Origin of the sequence: Paracandidimonas soli (assembly GCF_004342005.1) — a bacterium.
GTDB classification, from domain to species: domain Bacteria; phylum Pseudomonadota; class Gammaproteobacteria; order Burkholderiales; family Burkholderiaceae_B; genus Paracandidimonas; species Paracandidimonas soli.
On sequence record NZ_SMBX01000005.1, the window covers coordinates 73,849 to 95,146 of the forward strand.

16 protein-coding genes are annotated in these 21,298 nt (G+C 64.3%); 8 read left to right on the forward strand and 8 right to left on the reverse strand.

Going from position 1 to position 21,298, the window contains the following annotated elements:
* Nucleotides 1-63 precede the first annotated feature (63 nt).
* Both EV686_RS11260 and EV686_RS11265 read left to right on the forward strand, forming a co-directional pair.
* Nucleotides 64-1,116, forward strand: coding sequence for an RNA-guided endonuclease InsQ/TnpB family protein (locus EV686_RS11260; protein ID WP_132477044.1), 1,053 nt, complete (start codon nt 64-66; stop codon nt 1,114-1,116).
* A gap of 308 nt (nt 1,117-1,424) precedes the next feature.
* Nucleotides 1,425-2,321 (forward strand): LysR family transcriptional regulator, encoded by an 897-nt coding sequence (locus EV686_RS11265; RefSeq protein WP_132477045.1) that lies wholly within the window; start codon nt 1,425-1,427, stop codon nt 2,319-2,321.
* Nucleotides 2,322-2,434: 113 nt separating this feature from the next.
* Here the strand turns inward: EV686_RS11265 and EV686_RS11270 are convergent, their stop codons facing one another.
* Genes EV686_RS11270 through EV686_RS11285 form a run of 4 tightly spaced genes read right to left on the reverse strand, consistent with a single transcriptional unit; the run spans nt 2,435 to nt 8,876 of the window.
* Nucleotides 2,435-3,565 (reverse strand): ABC transporter permease, encoded by a 1,131-nt coding sequence (locus EV686_RS11270; RefSeq protein ID WP_132477046.1) that lies wholly within the window; start codon nt 3,563-3,565, stop codon nt 2,435-2,437.
* Between the two features lies 1 nt (nt 3,566).
* On the reverse strand, nt 3,567-6,293 hold the full coding sequence (gene rbbA, locus EV686_RS11275) for a ribosome-associated ATPase/putative transporter RbbA (RefSeq protein WP_132477047.1): 2,727 nt from the start codon (nt 6,291-6,293) through the stop codon (nt 3,567-3,569).
* 27 nt (nt 6,294-6,320) lie between these two features.
* On the reverse strand, nt 6,321-7,430 hold the full coding sequence (locus EV686_RS11280; protein ID WP_132477048.1) for an HlyD family secretion protein: 1,110 nt from the start codon (nt 7,428-7,430) through the stop codon (nt 6,321-6,323).
* A 15-nt stretch (nt 7,431-7,445) separates the two neighbouring features.
* The gene (locus EV686_RS11285; RefSeq protein WP_132477049.1) at nt 7,446-8,876 is read right to left on the reverse strand and encodes an efflux transporter outer membrane subunit; all 1,431 of its coding nucleotides are present in this window, start codon (nt 8,874-8,876) and stop codon (nt 7,446-7,448) included.
* 164 nt (nt 8,877-9,040) lie between these two features.
* Between EV686_RS11285 and EV686_RS11290 the strand changes: the two genes are divergently transcribed.
* The 3 genes from EV686_RS11290 to EV686_RS11300 are packed head-to-tail and all read left to right on the forward strand — an operon-like array spanning nt 9,041 to nt 12,440.
* Nucleotides 9,041-9,703: a TetR/AcrR family transcriptional regulator gene (locus tag EV686_RS11290; RefSeq protein WP_132477050.1), complete on the forward strand. Its 663-nt coding sequence runs from the start codon at nt 9,041-9,043 to the stop codon at nt 9,701-9,703.
* Nucleotides 9,703-11,736: an esterase/lipase family protein gene (locus tag EV686_RS11295; protein WP_132477051.1), complete on the forward strand. Its 2,034-nt coding sequence runs from the start codon at nt 9,703-9,705 to the stop codon at nt 11,734-11,736. Before EV686_RS11290 ends, EV686_RS11295 begins: the two co-directional genes overlap by 1 nt.
* Nucleotides 11,736-12,440: an alpha/beta fold hydrolase gene (locus EV686_RS11300; protein WP_165972580.1), complete on the forward strand. Its 705-nt coding sequence runs from the start codon at nt 11,736-11,738 to the stop codon at nt 12,438-12,440. The genes EV686_RS11295 and EV686_RS11300 overlap by 1 nt, the downstream gene beginning before the upstream one ends.
* Nucleotides 12,441-12,488: 48 nt before the next feature.
* On the opposite strand, the gene EV686_RS11305 is transcribed toward EV686_RS11300, so the two are convergent.
* Together EV686_RS11305 and EV686_RS11310 are read right to left on the reverse strand one after the other, a co-directional pair.
* Entirely contained in the window at nt 12,489-13,163 is a 675-nt protein-coding gene (locus EV686_RS11305) for a histidine phosphatase family protein (RefSeq protein WP_243650862.1), read from the reverse strand.
* 82 nt (nt 13,164-13,245) lie between these two features.
* Entirely contained in the window at nt 13,246-14,217 is a 972-nt protein-coding gene (locus tag EV686_RS11310) for a helix-turn-helix domain-containing protein (protein WP_132477053.1), read from the reverse strand.
* 157 nt (nt 14,218-14,374) lie between these two features.
* On the opposite strand from EV686_RS11310, the gene EV686_RS11315 reads away from it, so the two are divergent.
* On the forward strand, nt 14,375-15,457 hold the full coding sequence (locus EV686_RS11315; protein WP_132477054.1) for a class I SAM-dependent methyltransferase: 1,083 nt from the start codon (nt 14,375-14,377) through the stop codon (nt 15,455-15,457).
* Nucleotides 15,458-15,582: 125 nt separating this feature from the next.
* Here EV686_RS11315 and EV686_RS11320 read toward each other — a convergent pair whose 3' ends face one another.
* Nucleotides 15,583-16,314 carry a hypothetical protein gene (locus tag EV686_RS11320; protein WP_207901744.1) on the reverse strand — a complete coding sequence of 244 codons (732 nt, stop codon included), beginning with the start codon at nt 16,312-16,314 and terminating at the stop codon, nt 15,583-15,585.
* A 41-nt stretch (nt 16,315-16,355) separates the two neighbouring features.
* The gene (locus EV686_RS11325; protein WP_243650863.1) at nt 16,356-18,437 is read right to left on the reverse strand and encodes a TonB-dependent receptor; all 2,082 of its coding nucleotides are present in this window, start codon (nt 18,435-18,437) and stop codon (nt 16,356-16,358) included.
* 197 nt (nt 18,438-18,634) lie between these two features.
* Here EV686_RS11325 and EV686_RS11330 point away from each other — a divergent pair, with 197 nt between their 5' ends.
* Nucleotides 18,635-19,891 carry an MFS transporter gene (locus EV686_RS11330; RefSeq protein ID WP_132477055.1) on the forward strand — a complete coding sequence of 419 codons (1,257 nt, stop codon included), beginning with the start codon at nt 18,635-18,637 and terminating at the stop codon, nt 19,889-19,891.
* Between the two features lie 70 nt (nt 19,892-19,961).
* On the forward strand, nt 19,962-21,140 hold the full coding sequence (locus tag EV686_RS11335; RefSeq protein ID WP_165972581.1) for an MFS transporter: 1,179 nt from the start codon (nt 19,962-19,964) through the stop codon (nt 21,138-21,140).
* The last annotated feature ends 158 nt before the right edge of the window (nt 21,141-21,298 follow it).

A 21,298-nucleotide genomic window follows, 5' to 3' on the forward strand; every position in this document is an offset into this window, starting at 1 on the left:
AAAGACCGGGCTTCCAGTTGCCGAACACATCCGCCATACCATTGACGAGTCCCTGAAACGCCAATGAACACGAAGGTTTACCGCTATCGCGTGAAGTCCTTGAACGGGCTGCTGAACAAGCAGGCGCGGGCGGTGAATTTCGTCTGGAACTTCTGCAACGACACACAGAAACACGCGCTCAAGTGGCGCAAGCGCTGGCCGACCGGCTTTGATCTGAACGTCCTGACGACCGGCAGCAGCAAAGCGCTTGGCATCCACTCCGGCACGATCAATGCCGCGTGCGAGCAATACGCGAAGTCTCGCAAGCAATTCCATCGCCCGTTCCTTCGCTACCGAGGCAAGCGTTCGCTTGGCTGGGTGCCGCTCAAGGGCCGGGACTTGAAACGCCATGGCGATGCCTTCCGGTTCGCAGGCAACACCTTCCGGGTGTTCAATGCCAGAGCCTTGCCGGAAGGCAAGATCAAGGACGGCGTCTGCTTTGCCCAGGACGCCAAGGGCAATTGGTACCTGAACATCGTGATCGAGGTTGCGGATGCGGCTGCTCGCCCGATCAAGAGTGGTGTCGGCATCGACCTTGGCCTGGATTCCTTTGCGGCTCTTTCCACCGGCGAGAAGATCGACAACCCCCGGCACTTTCGGGTGCTCGAAGAAAAACTCGCCAAGGCGCAGCGCGCCAGGAAGAAGCGCCAGGCGACAAGCATTCACGCGAAGATCAGAAACGCCCGATCTGATTTTCTGCACAAACTGTCCACACGCCTTATCCGCGAATTCGACTACATCGCGGTCGGCAACGTGAACAGCAAAGGGCTTGCCAAAACCAATCTGGCAAAAAGCGTCAATGACGCAGCTTGGTCGTCCTTCCGAAACATGCTCCGCTACAAAGCGATGACGCACGGCGCAACCGTTGAAGAAGTGAACGAAGCGTTTTCCTCCCAGACCTGCTCGGCTTGCGGCGCGTTGCCCGAGTCGAGGCCGAAAGGTATCGCAGGTCTGCGAATAAGAGAATGGGTTTGCAGTGAGTGCGGTACGGTGCATGATCGTGACGTAAATGCTGCTGTAAATATCCTTCTCCGCTCGGGACATCGAGCGCCAGTCGTGGGAATCCCCGTCCTTTAGGGCAGGGAGGATGTCAAAGTCTCCTCCGTGAGTGTCTTTATCCGGGACGGCGCGCGCCGTCCCCTATCGTTGATGCATGTCTGGCCAGGGCGTCCGGATGACGCCTTGCCGGATACTGCCTGGTGAAGAACTTCGGCCTGAAGGCCGAAGATTCTCCGCCCCAATATGGGGAAGCCTTCGGCTTCAAATCGAATTTGCCTTGAACGGAGAGGCTCGCGTTTTGGCGTGTGGTCATTCTATTTTTTTATTTATTGGAAATGGTTGAATTAAAATGAAGATATCTTTTCCCTACAGGAAATAATAAGGCGATGAACAAGCTCACGGACCTGGAGTTCTTCCTCAAGCTGGTGCGCCTGGGCAGCCTGACGGCGCTTGCCAGGGAATACGGAGTGGCGGCATCGACGGTTTCCAAGCGGCTGGCGGCAATCGAGGCGCGCCTGGGGGTGCGGCTGTTGAACCGCAGCACGCGGCGCATGCACCTGACGGTGGAAGGAGAGCATTACTTTTCCCAGGGCGGCAGGCTGGCCGCCGACCTGAGGGAGCTGGAACAGACGCTGGCGGGCGCGCGCGCCGTGCCGCGCGGCCTGCTGCGCGTGAGCGCCACCATGGGATTCGGCAGGGAGCACATCGCGCCCGCGGTTTCGGAGTTCTGCGACAGTTATCCGGAAGTCGAGGTAGCGCTTTATCTCAGCGATCGTCCCATGAGCCAGGACATGCAGGATTTCGACGTGGCCATCCGCATCGGCGAACTGCCGGACGCGTCGCTGGCGGCCCGCCGGATTGCCCTGAACGAGCGCATCCTGTGCGCTTCTCCCGCCTACCTGGGCCGGCACGGCAGTCCTGTGCGCCCCTACGATCTGCTGTCGCACAGGTGCCTGATCATCCGCGAGAATGACGAAACGCACGGCGTCTGGAAGCTGACGGCGGAAACGCGCACGGAAACGGTCAAGGTGCGCGGGCGCCTGAGCAGCAATGACGGCCTGGTCGTCCTGTCCTGGGCGCTGGACGGCCAGGGCATCGCCCTGCGCTCGCGATGGAACGTGGCGCACCACTTGCGCGCCGGCCGCCTGGTGCATGTCCTGCCGGACTGGGCGAGCAAGCCAGCGGACATCATGGCGGTCTTTCCCACGCGCCAGCACCTGACGGCGAAGACACGCGCGTTCGTCGATTTCCTGGCGAAACGGTTCGAGGGCGCGACGTTCTGACCACGCGCCCAAGCGCAAGCCCCGGACTTCAGCCCGAGGTCAAGCGAAGCAGTGTTCATACGGCGCGCCGCAAGCGACCCCGTATTGTGGCGGGGAAGCTCCCGGCTGCCCGTTCAGGCCATCTGCGCGATTGTCTTGCGGAACCGCGACAGCGACAGCATGAACAGCACGGTTCCGATCACGGCCAGCCACAGGAAGGACTTCCAGACGACGTCGATGCCGGCGCCGCGATACAGGATGGCGCCGCCCAGTTCGACGAAGTGCGTGGTGGGCGCGGCCAGCATGACGGTCTGCACGATTTCCGGCATGCTTTCGTACGGCGTGGAGCCGCCCGACAGCATCTGCAAGGGCAACAGCACCAGGATCAGCAGCATTGCGAACTGCGGCATATTGCGTGACAGCGTGGCCAGGAAAATGCCCATCGACGTGGTGGCGAACAGGCACAGCGCCGCGCCGGCGAAGAACAGCGCCAGCGAGCCTTCGACGGGAACGCCGATCAGCATGCGCACGACCAGGTTGAGGGACAGGCAGGCGGCGGCGAGCACCACCAGTCCCATGGACCAGATCTTGGAGAGCATGATCTGCGCGGGCGTGACCGGCATGACCAGCAGATGCTCGATCGTGCCGTGCTCGCGCTCGCGTATCAGGGCGGCGCCAGTCAGTATGATGGAAAGCATCGTGATCTGGTTGATGATCTGCATCAGCCCGCCGAACCAGGCGTTTTCCAGGGAAGGATTGAATCGCACGCGCACCGCCAGGTCCACGGGCGATGCGGCGGCTCCCCGTTCGCGCTGCATGAATTCCGCGACCTCTCCCATCAATATCTGCTGGATGGCGCCGCTGCCGGCGAAGGCCTGGCTCATGCGGGTGGCGTCCACGTTCAACTGCAGGTCTGGCGCGCGTCCGGCCAGGACGTCGCGCTGGAATCCTGGTGGAATGACCACGCTGAACGTATAGCGTCCGGCGTCCATGCCCTGGTCGATTTCGGCCAGGCCGACCACGGCGGGTTTTGTGAACTGCGGGGGATAGAAGGCCGACACGATGCGCTGCGACAGCTGGGACGAGTCCTCGTCCACGACGGCGATCGGCGCGTGGTGCAGCGTCTCCGGCATGGCGGTGGCCGCCGAGTAGACCGCGACGGTGAAGACATAGACGATCAGGACCAGCAGCATCGGGTCGCGCCACAGGCTCCACAGCTCCTTGACGCCCAGGCGGTAGATATTGGCCAGATTGCGCATGCCCATGTCAGCTCTCCTGTTTTCGGAGCAGCATGATCGCCGCGCCGATGATGACGGGCACCGACAGCAGCATGGGCCAGAAGGCGCTGCCCAGTTCGCCGAAGCCCAGCGCCTTGCTGAAGACCCCGCGGCTGATCGTGATCATGTAGGTGGCGGGGTAGATCTCGCCGATCAGCCGGCCCATGCCCTCCAGGGAGGGGACCGGGTTGAGCAGGCCGGAGAATTGCGTGGCGGGGATCAGGGTGCCCACCATGGCCAGGAACATGGCCGCCACCTGGCTGCGCGTGAGCGACGAGGCCAGCAGCCCCATGCCGGTGGCGACGAAGCTGAAGATCAGCGCCGCAGCCAGCAGGGCCAGATAGTTGCCGGTGATGGGAACGCCGAACACGGTGACGGCCAGCAGGCTCATCAGCAGGAAATTGACCACGGCCAGTCCGACATACGGCAACTGCTTGCCCAGCAGGAATTCGCTACGCTTCACCGGTGTGACGTACAGATTGATGATGGATCCTGTTTCTTTCTCTCGTACGACGGACAGCGCGGTCAGCATGGCGGGCAGCATCAGCAGCAGGACGGGCACGATCGCCGGCACCATGGCCTTCAGGCTCTGCACGTCGGGGTTGTAGCGGAAGCGGGTTTCGATGTTCGCGGGCATGGACATTGCGATGCCGCGCTCGCGGGCCTGCGCGTTCAGCCAATTCTGGTGCATGCCCTGTACGTATCCCAGGACGGTTTCGGCGCGCTGCGGCATGGCGCCGTCCGCCCAGACGCCGATCTGCGCATTGCCGCCGCGCAGCACGTCGCGCATGAAGCCCGGCGGGATTTCCAGCGCCAGCGACAGTTCGCCGCTGCGCATGCGGCGGTCCAGCTCGTCGTAGTCGCCGATCGGGGGCTGCTCGATGAAATAGCGGGAGCCGGACAACTGCAGGGCGTAGTCGCGGCTCAGCGTGGTCTGGTCGCGGTCCAGCACGGCATAGCGCAGGTCTTCGACGTCCATGCTGATGCCGAAGCCCATGACGAACATCAGGATCAGCGATCCCCCCAGCGCCAGCGTGGCGCGTACGGGATCGCGCTGCAGTTCCAGCGCCTCGCGCCACATATAGCTGAGCAGGCGCAGCAGGCTGAAGCCCTGTTTCGCGTGGGAGTCAGGCTGCGGGGCGGCGGCTTGCGCGGCGCCGTCGTCTTCTGGCTCGGGGTCGGCGCCGGACGCTTCGCGCAGGTAGCCGATGAAGGCTTCCTCCAGCGTCCCCGCGCCGCGCTTTTCCGTCAATCGGGCGGGCGTGTCGCTGTCCAGCACCTTGCCGGCATGCATGAGCGACATGCGGTCGCAGCGTTGCGCCTCGTTCATGAAGTGGGTGGAAATGAAGATCGTGACCTTGTCCCGTCGGGACAGCTCGATCAGCAGCCGCCAGAAAGCATCGCGCGCCACCGGGTCCACGCCGGAAGTTGGTTCGTCCAGGATGAGCAGTTCCGGCTTGTGCACCATGGCCACGGCCAGCGACAGGCGCTGGCGCATGCCCAGGGGCATGCCCGCCGGCAGGCTGTCCATGGCGTCGCCCAGGCCGAAGCGTTCGGCCATCTCGGCGACGCGCGAGGGGATGTCGGCCTCGGGGACATTGAACAGTTGCGCGTGCAGCACCAGGTTCTGGCGGACGGTGAGCTCGCTGTAGAGCGAGAACGACTGGGACATATAGCCCACCCGCCGACGCGTGTCGATGTTGCGCGGATCCACTTCGCGACCGAAGAGCCATGCCTGGCCCTCGCTGGCCGGCAGCAGGCCGGTCAGCATCTTCATGGTGGTGGTCTTGCCGCATCCGTTGGACCCGAGGAAACCGAAGATTTCGCCTCGGCGGATGCGGAAGCTGACATGGTCGACAGCGACGAAATCACCGAAGCGTATGGTCAGGTCCTGCGCCTCGATGGCGATGTCGTCCTCGTCGACCTGCAGCGCGGGAATCTCCACCGGGACGTGGCCGCGCTTGCGCTCTTCGGGAAGCAGCCCGATGAAGGCCGTTTCCAGCGAGCTGGAGCCCGTGCGCTCCAGCAGTTCCTGCGGCGTTCCGGTCGCCAGCACCTTGCCCGCGTCCATGGCGACCAGCCAGTCGAAGCGCTGCGCTTCGTCCATGTAGGCCGTGGCGACGATCACGCTCATGCCGGGGCGCTGCCGGCGGATGCGTGCGATGAGGTCCCAGAACTGGGCGCGCGCCAGGGGGTCCACGCCGGTCGTGGGTTCGTCCAGGATCAGCAAGTCGGGATCGTGGATCAGGGCGCAGCACAGGCCCAGCTTCTGCTTCATGCCGCCGGACAGCTTGCCCGCCGGTCGCGACAGGAACGGGTGCATGCCTGTGGCGCGGGTCAGGTCGTCGATGCGGCGCCGGCGTTCGGCCTCTTCGTGGCCGAACAGGCGGGCGAAGAACTGCAGGTTTTCTTCGACGGACAGCGTAGGGTAAAGATTCTTGCCCAGGCCTTGCGGCATGTAGGCGATGCGGGGGCAGACGTCTTCGCGGTGGCTGAGGCGGGACATGTCGCCGTCCAGGACCTGGATTTCGCCTTCCTGCATCTTGCGGGCGCCCGAAACCAGCGACAGCAGGCTGGACTTGCCCACGCCGTCCGGTCCGATCAGGCCGACCATGCGGCCCGCGGGTATGTCCAGGTCTATGCCGGCCAATGCCTCGGTGGCGCGGTAGCGCAGGCGCACTCCCCGCAGGCTGACGACTGGCGGCAGGGCTTCCATGCGGGCTCCTTTTAGTGTTAACAGGCCCTAGCGGCCCTGGTCCGCCGCGTATTGCCGCAGCGACTCAGTCAGCGCCAGCGACGCGGGCCACTCGGCCTGGGGGGCCACCTTCAGCCAGGCCACGCCGGGCACGCCCGTCTTGACCTGCTCCAGATGGCGGCGCAGCAGTTCCGGCGGAATCTGCGCGCGTACGCGGAACATCAGCTTTTGCCGTTCGTTGGCGGTTTCGACCATTTTCGGGGTGAACTGCGCCTGGCTGGCGACGAAGGAGATGCGTGCGGGAATCACGATATCGGGAGCGGCGTCCAGCACGATGCGGACTTCGCTGCCCAGCGCGACGCGGCCCGCCACGGTCTCGGGGATGAAGAACGTCATGTAGACGTCGGAGAGGTCGAGCAGGTTGAGCACGCGGCCGCCGGCGCCCAGCACTTCTCCGGGTTGCGCCACGCGCACCTGGACACGACCGTCGCGCGGCGATTTGAGTTCGCTGTCGGTGAGGTCGGCCTGCACGCGGGCGACAGTGGCTTCGGCCGCCTTGACAGCCGAGCGCGCGCCGATCAACTGCGCTTCGGCAGCCTTGACGGCGGCCTGGGCTGCTGCTGCCTGGGCGCGCGTGGCAGCCAGCGCCGCTTCAGCGCCACGCGTGCGGGCGCGATCGTCGTCCAGCTCCTGGACCGAGGCTGCGCCTTCGCGCGACAGCGTCTGCGAACGCGACAGGCGGCGCTTGGCCGCGTCCAGCTCGGCTTCGCGCTGGGTGATCAGCGCCTGGGCGGCGGCAAGGTCGCTCTGGCGCAGCGCGACCTGCGCCTCGGCGACTGCCACGCTGTGCTGCGCCTGCTGGAGCCCTGCGGCGGCTTCGTCGTATTGCGCCTGCAGGCTGTCGATCTGCATGCGCGCCAGCGGCTGGCCCGCCTGCACGAAATCGCCTTCGCGCACCAGGATTTCCTCGATCCGGCCGGGCAGCTTGGTCGCGACATCGACTTCGGTGGCTTCGATGCGGCCGTTGCCGCTGACGAAGCCTTCGCCGGGTCCGGTGTCGGAGAACTGGTTCCAGGCCCACCAGGCCAGCAACGCGGCGATTGCGGCTGCCGATATGAGCAGGAGTTTTTTGCTGTTCTGTAGAGAGAAGGCTGCCATGGGATATTCCGGTGGTCAGTGAGTTGTTGCGGAGGTTCCGCCGCCCAGGGCGGCATAGAGCGCGACCTGGCTGGACAGCAGTGCCCTGCGTGTCTGCACCATCTGCTGCTCGGCGACGAGCAGGTCGCGCAGCGCGTCCAGCACCTCGAAGTAGGCGGCCGAGCCGTGCTCGTAGCGCAGTTGCACCAGGCGAGCGCGTTCAGCGGTTGCCGATAATGCGGTGCGCTGGACATCGCGCTGCTGCGCCAGCCAGCGGTAGGCGGAAAGCGCATCGGAAACTTCGCGGAATGCCGTCTGCACGCTTCTTTCGTATTCGGCTACGGCGATGTGGCTGCGGACTTCGGCCAGGTCGAGGTTGGCGCGGCGCTGGCCGCCGTCGAATATCGGCAGCGACAGCGTGGGCATGAAGGTCCAGGCCCGGCTGCCGGACGCGAACAGGCCGTCCAGCTCGGCGCTCGCGCTGCCGAAACTGCCGGTCAATGCAATGCGAGGGAAGAAGGCGGCGCGCGCCGCGCCTATGTTGGCATTGGAGGCCCGCAGCCGGTGCTCGGCGGCGATGATGTCCGGGCGGGCCGTCAGCAAATCAGAAGGCAGGCCGGGAGACAGCGGCGCCAGCACGGTGGCTTCGTCGAAGGGAACGGATTCGGGCAGCGGGCCCGGATGCGCACCGAGCAGCAGGCCCAGGGCATAGACTTGCGTGGCGCGCGCCTGTTCCAACTGGGCCAGCAGCGATTGCGCCTGCGTGAGCAGGATTTCCACCTGCTGCAGGTCCAGTCTGGACGTTGCGCCCAAGGCATGCCTGCGGTTGAAGATGCGCAGGGATTCCTCGCGGGAATCGACCGTGCGCCTGGCCAGCGCAATTCTTTCGTCGAGTTCGCGCACGCCCAGGTAGCCTTCGGCAACCTGGGTGATCAGCGACAGCTCGACGGCGCGGCGTCCCTCTTCGGTCGCCAGCCATTGTTCCAGCGCGGCATCGTGGAGGCTGCGCACGCGGCCCCAGAGATCGAGCTCCCAGCTCATGACGCCCACTTCGGCGCGGTGTTCACCACCGACGACCGCTTGCCCCGCAGGATTGAGATCCCCCGGCACGCGCGCGCGCGCGCTTTGCCCGCTCAGGCCCACGGTCGGGAACTGATCGGAACGCTGTATCTGGAAAGCGGCCCGGGCCTCTTCGACGCGCAGGGCCGCGATGCGCAGGTCGCGGTTGTTGTCCAGCGCGGTGCGGATCAACTGCTGCAATACGGGGTCGGTAAAGTATGCCTGCCAGGGCAGGGCGCTTGCCTGCATGCCGTTGCCGGCTTGCGCACCCTGGGGCCAGGCGTCGGGCACGGGCAATTCCGGCGTCTGGGTGGGAGGAGCCATGGATGCGCAGCCTGCCAGGGCCGCCGCCAGCATGCCCGCCGCCAGCCGACGGGTCATGGGAGATGAGCGGGTGGTTTCAGTCATGATCTTCCGGTGGGATGAGTCCAGACACGGATGGGACCCTAGGTTTCCATTATAGGCGATAACGACCCGTCGGACGTTTGTTAGAATAGAGTCTCGAGCCGAGGTGCAATGCACAGGGGTTTTTTCTTCTTTTCAGTCTGTTCCGCATCCGGACGGACGCCATCATGACGACGAATTCACGGGCGGCGAACGCCGCCGAAACCGACGCTTCATCGAGACGCCGCAAGCGGGTGCGCCTGTCTCCCGAAGTCCGTTCGCGCCAGTTGCTGGATGCGGCGCTGATCGAGTTCTCGCAGCGCGGCTACGCGGCGACCCGGATCGAGGACATCGCCCGCCGCGAGGGCCTGTCCAAGAGCGGCGTCTATGCGCACTATGGCAGCAAGGAGGAAATCTTCAAGGCCCTGCTGGATCGCGCCCTGTGCCCGCTGGAGGCCGACCTTCTGACCATCCCGGAAAACGCCGATATGGAGGCGGTCGCGGACCGCTTCATCGATACGGCATATGCGCGGCTGTCCGATCCCGCCATCGTGTCTACACTGCGGCTGATGATTGCCGAAAGCTCGCGCATGCCGGGGCTGATACAGCGGTGGTATCGGGAAGTCGTGCTGCCCTATCATCACGCCCAGGCGCGCATTCTGCAGGATGCCATCGACAGGGGCGCCATCAGGCGCAGTGCCCTGACCGACAACTTCGCGCTGGCCTATGCGCCTGCGGTGTATGCGGCCATCATGGAAATCGCGTACCAGGGCAATCCCGTGCCGGGCGGCGCGGCAAGTTTCCGGGAGGCGCACCGGCAGATGATGCGCGCCCTGCTGAAGGCGCCGTGATGCGCACGACTATCCTCATTCCGGGCGTCGCGGAGCTTGCGCGGCTGCTGCGGCTGGCTCTGGCGGCGATGGCGTTTGCGGGGCTGTCCGCTTGTTCGCTGCTGAACAGCTTCCAGCCGATGGTAGGCATCGAGCCGATGTCGCCCGGCGAATACATCGCGTTTCAGCGCGGCGATATCCTGACGACGGGGCGGCTCAGCGCCGCCACGGAACAGACGATCCGGGTGACCGGGCTGGATACGGGGGCATGTGCCGGCGCGATGCCGGACTGCCTGGCTGCGCTGGCCGAGGCCAAGGGCGTTTCCATGGAGCAGCGCCTGTCGGCTGCGGCCGAGCTTTGGCTGCGCCAGGCACTGTCCGCTTTCAAGGTGCGCGCCGGAGAATTCGGCGAACGGCAGGCGTTCAAGGCGGCCATGGAGGCGGCGCGGTACGCCTATGCCTACCTGTTCCTCATCCCGCGAGATCCGGTGGCGAGGGCGTTCGAAGACCGGCAGACGCAGGTCAGGGACTGGTACAACACGGCGGTGCAGCTGGCTTCCACGCAACTGTTCGATGCCAGGAGCCGCGCGGACGATTCCCTGGGCGGCAATGACCCTGGCGTCCTCGATTACGGCGGTTGGACCATGCAGGTCCAGATGGCGAGTGTGCGCAGCGTAAGCGCGGACAATGTTCCGCAGGAACTGCTGCCGGCTTCCTCGCTGGCGTTTCACGGGTTGCGAAGCATCTACCGGCGCGATGGCATAGGCGCCGAACTGGTCGCGGTGCTGGAGGATGCGCCGGTCGCCGTCGTATCCGACTGGCAGGCGGGCCGGAATCCGGACAAGCCTCGAAGCCGCGTGCGGCGGCCGGCTGAATGGAGTGAAATGCCGTCGCCCAATTTGACAGTGCTGTTCCTGTTCGACGGCGATGGCCTGAAGGACGCCTTGCGGACGCGCGAAGCCCGCGTAGTCATCCATGATCCCTATGAGGACAGCGACGTCATGCTGCATGGGCAGCGCGTGCCGCTGGCGGCCAATTTCACGGCGGGCTACGGATTGTGGCTGGCCCGTTCGGATTTCAGCAGGCAGTCGCTGCGCACGTTGTTCGGAAGCGAGCAGGGCATCGACAAGCCGCACCTCTACATGATGCAGCCATTCGATCCGGACCGCCGCATCATCCTGATGCTGCATGGCCTGGCCAGCAGCCCGGAAGCCTGGGTCAACGTTGCCAACGAGATTCTCGGCGATGCCGAATTGCGCGAGGCCTTCCAGGTCTGGCAGGTCTACTATCCGACCAGCGTGCCCGTCGCGATCAACCATGCGCAGATACGGCAACTGGTGACACAGGCCCTGCATCACTTCGATCCGGAAGGCGCCGCGCCCGCCTCCAGCGACATGGTGCTGATCGGCCACAGCATGGGCGGCATGATCGCCCGCCTGATGGTTTCGTCCGCCGACCAGCAGTTGTGGCGCTGGGTGCTGGAAGGACGCGACATCAGTGCGGATCGCCTGGAAAGGCTGCATGCGCGGCTGGATCCGATGCTGCGCTTTTCTCCCATGCCGAATGCCGCCAGGGCCATCTTCATTGCCGCTCCGCACAGGGGCACGGCTGTCGCCGGCGAGCGGCTGGTTCGCTGGATATCGCAGTTGATCCGCCTGCCGCTGCGCTTGCTGGAAAGCTTCGACGATGTGGTGGAAACCCTGTCGGGCGGGGATGCGGGGCGCCGGGACGAACAGCCGAGGCGCACGCTCGCGCTGCCCAACAGTATCGACAATCTGAGCGCCGACGATGCATTCGTGAAAGTCGCGGCCGATCTGCCCATTTCCCCGGAGGTGCGCTATCACTCGATCATCGCACGCGAGAACGCCAGGGGATCGCTCGAGGATTCCGGCGACGGCCTGGTGCCTTACCGCAGCGCGCATTTGCCGGGAGCGGTATCGGAGAAGGTCATTGTGTCCGGACACAGTGTGCAGGAAACGGCCACAGCCATCCTGGAAATACGCCGTATCCTGCACGAAGACCTGAAGGAGCGCGCAGTGAAAAAGGACATGTGATGAGTCGTATTCCCCTTGTTTTCCTGCCCGGCCTCCTGTGCGATGCCGAGCTTTGGCAACAGCAGGCAGACGCCCTGTCGGATATCGCCGATCCGTTCATTGCGGATTTTGCCAGGGACGACAGCATTGCCGGTATGGCCAGCCGCCTGCTTGACGCCGCGCCGCCGCGCTTCGCCCTGGCGGCGCTGTCCATGGGTGGCTACGTCGCGTTCGAGATCTTCCGGCAGGCGCCGGAACGCGTCATGCGCGCGGCGCTGTTCGACACCAGCGCATCTCCGGACGACGTCGTGCGCGCCCGGCAGCGCCGTGCCGCCATTCATTCGCTGAACTCGGGGCGCTTTGCGGGCGTGACCCACCGCATGCTGCCGACGCTGATCCATGAGTCCAGAGTCCATGGCCCGGTGGGCGAAACCGTGATGCGCATGGCGGAGCGCGTGGGCGCGGAAGTTTTCCTGCAGCAGCAGAAAGCCATCATGGGCCGCCAGGACTCGCGCCCTGGCCTAGCATCCATCGATGTGCCCGCGATGGTGGTGGTCGGAGACAGCGATCAGCTCACCCCCGTGGATGAATCGTTGGCTATCCACCAAGGCATCGCAGGCTCGGAATTCCATGTCCTTCCCGCATGCGGCCACCTGCCGCCGCTGGAGATGCCGGAAGAGACGGCGGCGCTGCTGAGGCGATGGCTGCACAGGCCTGAGGGCTGATTACGCCAGAAGCGCCGCCAGGGCCGGCGCCTGCGCTTCGGCGCGTGGTCAGCGCAGCTCGTCCAGCGCAGGCTGTTCCAGATGGTCGACGATTCCCCATTCGCCCGGGATCCAGTCGCTGCCGGCGCGGATGCTGAAGCAATTGATGCTGGTGTTCTGGATGTCGAATGGGCGCGGCGCCTCCAGGGCGACACCGTTCAGCCGGCGCCAGACCGCATCGATCACGCCGCCGTGCGAGAACACCATGACATTATTGCCGGGCAGCCGCTGCGCCAGGGACTGGAACGTATCCACGATGCGCTGCTGGAAGGCGCGCAGCGTTTCACCGTCCTGTATCGGCGTGTCGGGATCGCGTATGTTGAAAGCGCCCGGCACGTCCGCACTGTGTTTCAGCGACTGCCAGTCCGAGCCTTCCATCACGCCGAAACCGCGTTCGCGCAGGCCCGCGTCGGTTCGCACGGGCAAGCCGAAGTGCGCCGTGGCGATGCGGGCGGTTTCGCTGGCGCGCACGAGGTCGCTGCTGTAGACGGTATCGATCCGATGACGGAATGCCGCCGTCTGCAGCGTTTGCGCCAGCACCCGCGCCTGCTGTATGCCGGTCTCGTTCAGGGCGATGTCGCGCCATCCCTGCAGTTTCCGCATGGCATTCCAGTCGGTCTCTCCGTGCCGTATCAGCCAGAAGTGCGTATCCATCGCTTGCGTATCCCTTTTGCTATGAGTCATGGCTCTCAATGATACGACAGGGATGTGTTCTCACACATGCGGCGCTTTGCGCACCTGCTGGACCCCTTAGGGTTAACAGGCCCTAATGTTCCATGGCGCGTTTGCCGAACATGGCCTTGGGGGATTTTCCGTGATAGCGGGTGAAGGCAACCGTGAAGTTGTTCGGATATTGATAGCCAACTTGCCAGGCGGCCTGCGCAACCTGATAGCCGGACTCCAGCAGGGCAAGCGCCTTGGTCATACGCAAATCCAGCAGCAGTCTCGCGGGCGTGCCGTTATACAGATGGATCATGCCGTCTTTGAGCTTGTTCTTGTTGATGCCAACGGTGGTGGCAAGGTATTCGAGCGTGAGAGGTTTGTCCAGATGTTCGCCCATCATCTGCCGGGCTTGTTCGATGCGCTCGATCTCCGAAGGAGAGAAGGGCGATGCGCAGGCGCGGTGCTGGGGGGCGAGCAGATTGAATTGTTCGCTGAGCAGGCTGAGCGTGTGGATGTGCATGTCCAGGCGGGGTAGCTGCCCCTGGCCGGGCAGCAGGTGGCTGATCAAGGCCCTGGCGTGCGCCAGCGCCGAGGGAGTGCTGGCGCGAGACGCCAGGCAGTTGAGCTGGTGGTTGCCCAGAATCCGGCTGGCGCGTTCCTGGCCGACGTATTTGGCGATCAGGGCCTCACTCACGATGATGCGCAACTGGGAGACGCAGTGCCCGGCTTCGTAGTGACGGTCGCCCGGGATGGCGCAAAACGATGTAATGGTGGTGTGACCCTTCTGGAATTCGAGACGAGTGGCGTCCCGGCATACATAGCGGGAGCGGCCTTTCATGCCGAGGGTGATGACCATGACGCGGCCCTTGTGCTGGCCGTTGGTTTCTTCGATCAGCGGGATGCGGGGGTGGTAGTGCAGCCGGTTGAGGCGAAGTCCGGGTTCCAGTTCGAGCAAGTCCTGATAGCAATGTCCCAGGTCGTCGGGCAACTGCTGCCGGGTCTTGCCGTCTCCCAGGCTGCTGTGGATACGGGGTTCGTCAACCGATAAGCGGCAGCAGCTTTTGCTCGTGCTCACGTTTTACCTCCGGCTTTCCCGCTGCAAGACGCATCTTGCATAGGAATGCGTGCGCATCGCATAGGAATTTGAGAATGATTCTTAATATTATAGATAAACAGGATGTCGAATTCCAGAAAACCCTGATGTCGTGAGTGGTTAAACAGGAGGAAAATCAATGCGTTGCACAGACATTTCCGCGCGTTCGCCTTCGGCCTTGATGTCGCTTCATGCCCTGCAGCCCTGTTGGGACATGCAGTTGGCGGGCCTGGGGGCTGATGCCTTGCGCATGGCATTGGAAGCCGGGATGTTCACGCATCTGGAAGAGTTTGTCAGCGCTCCTGAACTGGCGCGATGCCTGGGGCTGGAACCTGCGAATACGGGCTATTTCCTGGAACTGCTGTGGGGCATGGAAATGCTGGAGCGCAGACCGCGGGAGGGGGGTGGGATGGAGTACCGCATGCATGTGGCGTTGCGGCCGTATCTGCACCCGGCATCCGGGCAGTACTGTGGCGATGCGCTGTTGTTCCGCCATCAGGTTTTGCGGCGGGTGGGCATGCAACTGCAGGAGGAACTGCGCAATGGCGTGCCTGAGCCCAAGACTGTGGATCCGGTGGCAATGCAGCAGGGCTGGGCGCGGGCTGCCAAGATCCAGATATCCCAGGAACAGCAGGCAGTCACGGCCCAGGTGGCCTGCGACATCCTGGGCCGGCAGCCGGAGTTCGCGCAGGCGCGCCGGATGCTGGATCTGGGTGGCGGCCCCGGTCTGGTGGCGATTGCCTTGGCGAAGCTGCGGCAGGGTCTGTCGGGCGTTGTCTTTGAGTATCCGCCGGTTGCGGCGGTCGCGCAGGACGCCATCGAGCGCGCTGGCCTGGCCGGCCGCCTGCAGGCGCGAGGCGGCGACCTTGCGGCGGCCGATTTCGGCAGCGGCTACGACTTTATCTGGTGCTCTTCCGTGCTGCATTTCGTACCGAACATTCCTGCGGTGCTGGCGAGATTGCATGCGGCCTTGCGGCCTGGCGGGCTGCTGGTCTGCTGCCATGCCGAGATCGGCGGCGATGTGCGCCAGGCGCGGCCAGTACTGCAGTATTACCTGCATCTGCGCATGCAGGGGCGGCATGTGCTGCCGCGTGGCCGACTGGCATCGCTGCTGCGGGATGCGGGGTTTGCCCGCGTCGAGCAGATCGATGGCGTGTGTTTTCCGATGGCGCCTGTCGCCGTGCTGCTTGCCCGGAAGGGCGAGAGCAAGGATCCTGCCTGAGCACGCGCCCAAGCCAAGCCTCGGACTTCGGTCCGAGGTCAAGCGAGGCAGTGTTCATGCAGCGCCGCAGGCGCCCCTGCATGGTGGCGAAGAAGCTCCTGACTGCAGGCGGGAGTGACGCACGCTCAGATATCCCGGACCTGGATTAGCGCTGGGTCCTCCGCGTGCTCCAGCAGTATCCGCCTGACACGATCCTGCCACAAATCGGCGAAGCGTCCGCGCTCCTGCTCGGGCAGGGTGCCCGCGATGGCCTGGGGAAGCAGATCCTGCATCTCCGGACGGAATGGGACCGCCTCGATGTCGAGCGACAGGCCGACAGTTTTGCCAGTATCGCGTCTTCGCAGGGTCAGGAAGTCGTCGACTTCCTGCCTGTACATCAGCAGGTCCTGGCGCGAGAAGCGCCGGCTCTTGCCCATGCCATGGAAGCCGGTATCGCCGGCAGCGCCGGTGATCAGGGTCAGCACGGCCCCTGTGACCCCCGTGGTGCCTTCGGTTCCTCCGTTGCGGATGGCAATCTGGATGTCGCCGCGCACTGGCGTATCGTCGCCATACAGGCGCTTGAGTCCCCGCCGCGCCAGCAGGTAGGAACTGGCCACCACTGCGCAAGAGTGGCCCGCCATCTTGACCGCGTCCAGATAGGTATATTGCATGATGCCATTTGCGGTGGCGCCCAGGAATTCGGCCAGCGGGTCTCGCATGGTGATGACCGGCGCCTGGGTGAAGAAATCGGGGTATTGCATTATGTGCTCCTCTGGCATTCCTCGTCCCTGCGCCTTGGCGATGGGCGGCAGGGCGCCTCCCAGCCCGGCGGCCGCGAGGGCGGCCAGTGTGTGTCGTTTCGGTAATGTGGTGTTCATTGGAACCTCTCTGGTTGGGGGGGCGGGCACGCCCGCTGGCTTCACAGCTTCCAGCTCACGCGCACGCCGATCTCCCTGGGGGGGCTGTAGATAGTGACCAGGCCGTTCAGGAAGCCGACCGAGTCGTAGTGACGGTTGGCGACGTTATTGGCGTAGATGCTCAGTTCGACGTCCTTGAACATATAGCCGGCGCTCACATCGAGGACGCCAAAGCCGTTGCGTGAATATTCATTGGCGGCATCCAGGTAGATCTTGCTGGCGCCGTGCAGTCGCGCCTGCGCATACCAGCCGCGCGCGTCCTGGTAGCGCAGGCCGGCGTAGCCGCTGACGCGGGGCGAGAAGGCGTTGTCATTGCCGTCGTAGCTCTTGGCGCCGTCCTGGAATTCGCGGAACGTGCTGCGATTCAGAGCCAGGCCAGCCTGCAGGTTCCAGCCGGGCGCCAACTGGTAGTCGACGTCGAATTCCGCGCCGATGGAGCGTCCGGTGGCAGCGTTGGTGATGAAGACCTGGCCGGGCATTCCCATTTGCTGTACCTGCATTTGCCGGATGTTCATGGCGTACAGCGCGGCACTGTAGCGCAGCGTGTTGTCCAGTACGGTGCCCTTGGCGCCGAGCTCGAACGCCCATACCTTTTCTGGCTCGTAATCGCGATAGGCGGGAGGCGAAAAAGCATTGAAGCCGCCGGCACGGTAGCCTTCCGACAAGCTGGCGTACAGATGGGTGTCAGGATTCAGGGCATACTGCATGGCCAGCTTTGGAGAGAACTGCGTATAGTTGCGTGATTGTCGGTCCATGCCGGGCATGTCGAAGTGGATGCGGGTATGTTCCAGGCGGCCCCCTGCAACCAGAGACCAGGGCCCCGACAGCGGGATCGTCCAGTGCGTGAACAGGGCGGAAGTGCGCTGCCTCTGCAGTCCTGACGTCAGAATCAGGGCCATGGGGGTTTTCTGGCTGAAGGACAGATCCTGCTCGTCGTCGTCCAGGTACAGTCCGGCCAGCCAGCGCGTCTCGCCCGCTTCGCCTCCCTCCAGGCGCAATTCCTGCGACAGGGTGGTGAATTCGTGCCGTCGTCCGATGTGCATCATGTCGGCGGGCTGGAAATCGGTGTCTTGCTGCAGATCGTCCAAATAGGTGTTGCGCGCGGTGGTCGAGCGCAGGCGAATGCCGGAGTCGAAGCGGTGCGTGATGTCCAGCGACCAAGCGCGCGACGTGGAGCGGTTCCAGCCTTCGGTGCCGGAGCGTACTTCGGTGCGTTCCGGCGAGGCGGGAGAACCCCATAGCGAGGCCTGGTCGCGGTACTCGTTTTGCGTATAACGCAGAATGGCGTCGGTGCGGGTTCCGGGCGTCCAGCGCAAGGCGAACCGGCCACTGCGCCGCAGCTGGCCGCCGTCCTTCTGGCCCAGCCACGTGTTTTCCAGAAAGCCGTCCTTGCGGCTGAAGGATCCCGCTACTCCCAGGAACAGCTGATCCTGGACCACCGGATGGCTGAGGTCGAACCGGACGGCCCGCCGGTCGTAGTTGCCGGCCTCGGCGGAGATGAACGCGTATGGTGCGTTATCCGGCTTGCGCGTCGTGATGCTGATGACCCCCGCTTCCGCGTTGCGGCCGTACAGAGTCGATTGAGGCCCCTTCAGGACCTCTACCTGTTCAACGCCCAGCAGCGGGTCGTCGAACCCTTGTCCGCGCAATGTGGCGACCCCGTCGACGATCAGCGCGACGGAGGAGGAAAAGGAGGTCACATTGGCATTCAGGCCGCGGATGACGGGTGGCATCAGGCCCGACTGCCCCATGGACTGAAAACTCAGGCCGCTGACCATGCCTGGCAGCACGTCCAGGCTTTGTGCGCCTTTCTCTTCGAGCGCCTGTCCATCGACGACGGTGATGGATGCGGGCACGGTCAGGAGATCCTCATCCTGCTTTTGCGCGCGAACGATGATGGGGGACAGTCCGGCGGCCTGATGGATTTCCGAAGGACGGCTCGTTGGTTGCTGGTCCTGCCAGGATTGCCCCTGCGCCTGGCCAAGGAGGCCCATCTGGATGAGGGCTACCCCGCACATTGCCGTGGCTGTGCGCAGGTGGGGGCATCTGTGGCTCAGAGCATGTGTGCGGGATGTGTGTTCCATCTCGGGTACGTTCCTTTATCCGTGGCGGTTGATAGGCGTATGGAGGCTTCTGGTCATGATAGATACGAATGCAAATGCTTGAGATTCATATTTCTATGAAAAGAGATGTCATTCCTATGCGATTCATTGAATTCGGCGCCACGACGCCGACGGCAGGGGCACACTTGAAGCCATTGAATGGAATAGGGAAGGTCCTCATGACCAGGATGCGTCTGCTTGGACTGCAGTTGCTGTTTGGATGGATGAATCTGGCGCTGGCTGTGCCGGCGATCTACCTGATGTTCGGCATGCCGGTGGTAATGCGCCAGCATGGCTGGAGCGGTACGGAGATCGGGCTGTTTCAACTCGCGGCGCTGCCGGCGCTCTTCAAGTTCCTGTTTGCCGTGCCGGTGCAGCGCGTGCGGCTGGGGAGCGGGCACTTCGCGCATTGGCTGCTGATGCTGTGCGCGGTGCTGCTGGCGCTGTATTGGCAGTTGGGCAGGGAAAATCTGATCGACGATCGCCTCATGCTGTTCACGCTGACGTTTGCAATCAGCATCGCGGCCACCTGGGCTGATATCCCGTTGAACGCGCTGGCGGTGCGGTGGCTGCCGCGCGATGAACAACTGCGTGCGGGCAGTATCCGTTCGGCGGCGATGTTCCTGGGAGCGATCGTGGGCGGCGGCGTCCTGATCGTCATACAGGCGCGCCAGGGCTGGCAGGCGCCGTTCTGGCTGATGGGCGTCGGGCTGGTGTTGGGGATGCTGCCGTTTCTGGCGCTGCGTTCCTGGACTGCGCCGAGGATGGCGATGGACGAGGACGATGCGCCAGAGCCATGCGTGCTGGCGGACTGGAAGGGGTTTTTCAGCCAGCCCGGCGCAAGGCAGTGGACGCTATTGCTGCTGACCAGTTTCCCCTTCATCGGGGCGGTGTGGCTGTATCTGAAGCCTCTGATGCTGGACCAGGGCATGGCACTCGAGCGTGTCGCCTTCATCGTCGGCATCGTGGGGGGCCTGACCGGCGCGTTGTTCAGCCTGATCGGCGGCCGGCTGATCCCGTTGCTGGGGATTGCGCGCGCCATCGTGCTGTATCTGCTGGTGGCGCTGGGCGCGCTGATCCTGCTGACGCTGAGCATCTGGACCCCGCTGGAAGGAGAAGCCTGGCTGATTGCTTGCGCGATCCTTGTTGCGGCAGGCATGGGCATGGTGTCGGCGTTGATGTTCGGATTGACGATGTTTTTCACCAGGCGCCAGCGCAATGCGATGGATTACGGTCTGCAGGTCACGCTGTTCACAGCGTCCCGGCTGGCTGTACCGGTGTTTGCGGGCATGCTGCTCGATGTGCTGGGCTATGGCGGCATGCTGATGGTGCTTACGCTGGGTGTGCTGGCCGCCTTTGGCATCGCCTGCCGCGTGCGTGAAACAGTGGCGCGCTCCACGCAGCCGATGCTGGCGGGGCGGGATGAGAGCGCATAGTTTTTTATGCTCCCCTCGCGGGGGGATTGCGCAAGGCATGCATGCCGGCGCATTTGTACAAGGGCGTGTCATGAACACTGAAAGCCGACACTCTGATTCGCTGGCCGGCCTGTCCTTCCTGTTGGTGATGGCCATGGGCATGCCGATGATGATCTTCTATGCCATCGGCATCCTCGGGCCGGCCCTGATCCTCGATCTGGATATATCCCGCCAGCAACTGGGGTGGCTGATCACCAGCACATTCGGGTTTGCCGCCGTCCTGTCGCCCTGGGCCGGCGCACTGGTGCAGCGTGTAGGCGCCTTCAAGGGGATGGTGGGGCTGTTTCTATTGGTGGGGGTCTCCTTCGCCCTGATGGGCGCCTTGCCGGGATTTGGCGGGCTGGTCACGGCGCTGTTGTTTTGCGGGGTCGCCCAATCGCTGGCCAATCCGGCCACGAACCAGCTCATTGCCCAGCAGGTTCCCGCGCCCAGCAAGGCGGGCATCGTCGGCCTCAAGCAGTCCGGAGTCCAGGCTGCTGCATTGCTGGCGGGAGCGGCGCTGCCGCCGATGGCACTGGCCTGGGGGTGGCGTGCGGCATTGGCGGCCTGGGCGCCGGTTGCCTTGCTAATGGCTGCCCTGGTGGTACGCTGGGTGCCGCCCCGCGTCACGGCGGAGCAGCGCTTTTCATTACGCGTGCATGCTCCGAACCGGTGGCTGTGGATGTTGATGGCCATTCAGCTTTGCGCGGGTTTGGCGCTGTCCTCCTTCATGACCTTTCTGGGGGTTTACGCCGATCAGCAAGGAGTCTCCGCGCAGGCCATCGGGGCCATGGTCAGCGGCTTTGGCATCATGGGCATTCTCTCGCGCGTGCTGCTCACGCCGGTCGGCGCCAGGCTGCCCGATGCCTCCATTTTGCTTGGTGTGCTGTTCGTGCTCGCGGGCCTGGCATTGATGATCATGCGGCTTGCCAGTCCTCAGCAGCATTGGCCGCTGTGGCTGGGGGTTGTCGGGATGGGCCTTACCGTCGCGGCCAGCAATGCCATCGCCATGAGCATGTTGTTGCACGACGCGCGGTTTGGCGCCGCCGCCGCCTCGGCGGGCATGCTGTCGGCGGGTTTTTTCGGCGGGTTTGCCTTCGGTCCTCCCGCATTCGGGTGGCTGCTGGCGCGTACCGATGATTTCACGGCAGCCTGGTATAGCCTGGCTGCGATTCTGACGGCGGGTGCGCTGTTGTGCGTCCTGCTGCTGCTCATGCGCCGGCGGAAATGACTATCACGCAGGCGTGTTCCCCATGGCGCGATCCACGCCCATTGCTGCACCGCCCCTTGCGGACAAACTCCCGGAACCGTAAACTTTGCGCCGGCTGGCGGCTTGCCGTTCCGCCGCCATAGAACAAGCAATAAGCCGTCCGCAGGCAAACACTAGAA